The following is a 2,179-nucleotide window of genomic DNA, read 5'->3' as shown; positions in this document are numbered from 1 at the left end:
TTGTCATCAAAGAGCCTGTGGCAACCCGCCTTGGTCAAGGCGTCGATCTGAAGATAGAGCTGGCCCCGTTGGCTTGAACAGATTCCGATTTCTTTAAGTGGATCCTGCGGGGTTAGGCTGCCTTGGCCGAAGGCCATGGCAGCGTCTGGAAGTACACCACGTCCGGCGTTCGGGCGCCGAGGCTCGAATGCGGACGTCGGGTGTTGTAGAAGTCGATGTAGCGCCCGATTCCGCTTCGGGCCTGGCTCACGTTCTCGTAGGCATGAAGGTACACCTCCTCGTACTTGATCGAGCGCCACAGCCGCTCGATGAACACGTTGTCGCGCCAGCAGCCCTTGCCGTCCATTGAGACTCGGATGCCGTGATCGTGCAGCAGGCCAGTGAACGCGCTGCTGGTGAACTGGCTGCCCTGGTCGGTGTTGAAGATCTCGGGCGTGCCGTATCGGGCGATTGCCTCTTCGACAGCATCGGTGCAGAACTCAGTGTCCATCGAGATCGAAACCCGCCAGGCCAACACCCGGCGACTGTGCCAATCGATCACTGCCGCAAGGTAGATGAAGCCTCGGGCCATCGGGATGTAGCTGATGTCCATTGCCCAGACCTGGTTGGCCCGGGTGATCGCAAGCGTGCGCAGCAGGTAGGGATAGATCGTGCGCCCGGGCCTCTTCTTGCTGGTGTTGGGCTTCCTGTAGAGCGCTGTGATACCCATGCGCCGCATCAGCGTGGTCATGTGCTTGCGGCCCACAGCGACGCCTTCGCCGCGCAAGAGATCGCGCAGCATGCGCGCTCCGGCGAACGGCAACTCCAAGTGCAGCTCGTCGATGCGACGCATCAGCTTGAGGTCCGCATCGCACACAGGTTTGGGCGCGTAGTACGCTGAGCCGCGGCTGATGTTCACCAACTCGGCTTGGCGCCGGATCGGCAGATCGTGGCTTCGATCAATCATCGCTTTGCGCTCAGCATGCCGGCCTTGATGAGCGCGCCTTCCAAAAAATCATTCTCCAGCGCCAATTGACCGATCTTGGCGTGCAGCGCCTTCAGGTCGATGGCAGGCTCTGGCGTTGCCTGCTCGCCGCCGAAGACATCGGCTGCCCGACTGAGTAGTTGGTTCTTCCAGTCGGTGATCTGGTTGGGGTGCACGTCATGCTGCTGCGCCAATTCGGCCAGCGTCTTGTCGCCGCGCACCGCTGCCAGCGCCACCTTGGCTTTGAATGCCGCTGAGTGCGTGCGGCGGGGTCTTCTGCTCATGTTCGCTCCAATCAACACAGGCGAGGTCCTCGCCTTCAGGAGCAGTTTCCACCCTTATCGAGCTGTTCAGTTTTCTGGGGCCAGCTCTCTCGATGCCGCCGAACGCGGCGTGCCTCAACACCGCGAGCGTGTGTTTCTGGTTTGCAGTCGGTCCAAGTCGCCGATTCAGCTTCGTTTGCCAAAGCGCGAGCACCAGCCGGTGGCCAACGTGATCGACTGGGACTATCCGGACTGGAGTCCCATCATCACGCCGAAGCGCAAGCCGGCGACCATTCGACGCATCGCAGCGGGCCGTGCGGCTTTCGGTGATCGGTTCGTCACGCCCTACTACTCCAAGGGCAGCGGCCTGACCGGCAGAAGCATCCACCGCCCCATCGGTTCCTTGACCACCGTTGACCGTTGGGCGGTCATCGACGGCGACCGCATGCGCATGCTCCAAATCCACGAGGCCAAGGCCGTCATGGGCATGCGCGAGGACTACGCCCTCCCGAAGGTGAAGAGGTCCGCGATGCACCTTCTGGGCAATGGTGTCTGTCCCCCTGTCATGGCCGATCTGTTGACCGCACTCCGGCAGGTTGCATGAGGCCGAGCCTCAAGCGTACCTGTGCTGAAATTGCATCGACTCACGCCAACCTTAGGATTTCTGACATGGCTTCAAAACTCGGGGAAAAGCTGAAGATCCTCCGAAAGAAAAAGGAGCTGACGCTTGACGCGTTGGCCGCCGAAGCCGGTCTAAGCAAAAGCTATCTCTGGGAGCTTGAAAACCGTGAGTCGCTTCGTCCATCGGCGGAAAAACTCCAATCGATCGCGACTGTCCTCGGCGTCGATATGGCCTTCTTTTTGGACGACTCAATCATGGCGCCAGCACAGGAACACCTAGGAGCGTGCGCGGCAGAAGGCGTGACGAGTGCGCGAAGGCTTGATAGATTTG

At 60.6% G+C, this 2,179-nt stretch carries 3 protein-coding genes; 2 read left to right on the top strand and 1 reads right to left on the bottom strand.

All coding sequences use genetic code 11. The annotated features are described in order from the left end of the window. Positions 1-112: 112 nt before the first annotated feature. Positions 113-1,248 (bottom strand): IS3 family transposase gene (locus Q0654_RS11215; protein WP_237677808.1). Its coding sequence is split into 2 segments (ribosomal slippage): positions 113-987 and positions 987-1,248, totalling 1,137 coding nucleotides; the frame shifts between segments, so codons are not numbered across the junction. On the opposite strand from Q0654_RS11215, the gene Q0654_RS11210 reads away from it, so the two are divergent. Both Q0654_RS11210 and Q0654_RS11205 read left to right on the top strand, forming a co-directional pair. After that, positions 1,247-1,831, top strand: a complete 585-nt coding sequence (locus tag Q0654_RS11210; protein WP_237677807.1) for a DNA cytosine methyltransferase — start codon at positions 1,247-1,249, stop codon at positions 1,829-1,831. The genes Q0654_RS11215 and Q0654_RS11210 overlap by 2 nt on opposite strands. A 65-nt stretch (positions 1,832-1,896) precedes the next feature. Then, positions 1,897-2,179: helix-turn-helix transcriptional regulator (locus tag Q0654_RS11205; protein ID WP_298853833.1), on the top strand; the 283-nt coding region annotated here is incomplete at its 3' end.

It is taken from the genome of uncultured Aquimonas sp. (assembly GCF_937888285.1).
GTDB lineage: Bacteria > Pseudomonadota > Gammaproteobacteria > Xanthomonadales > Xanthomonadaceae > Aquimonas.
The sequence above is the reverse complement of the archived record's forward strand: the minus strand, read 5'-3'. Positions and strand labels throughout refer to the sequence as shown.

Bases quoted from the DNA above. Each gene is read 5' to 3' on its own strand.
- Q0654_RS11210 (WP_237677807.1), top strand. From the start codon at position 1,247: ATGTTCGCTCCAATCAACACAGGCGAGGTCCTCGCCTTCAGGAGCAGT.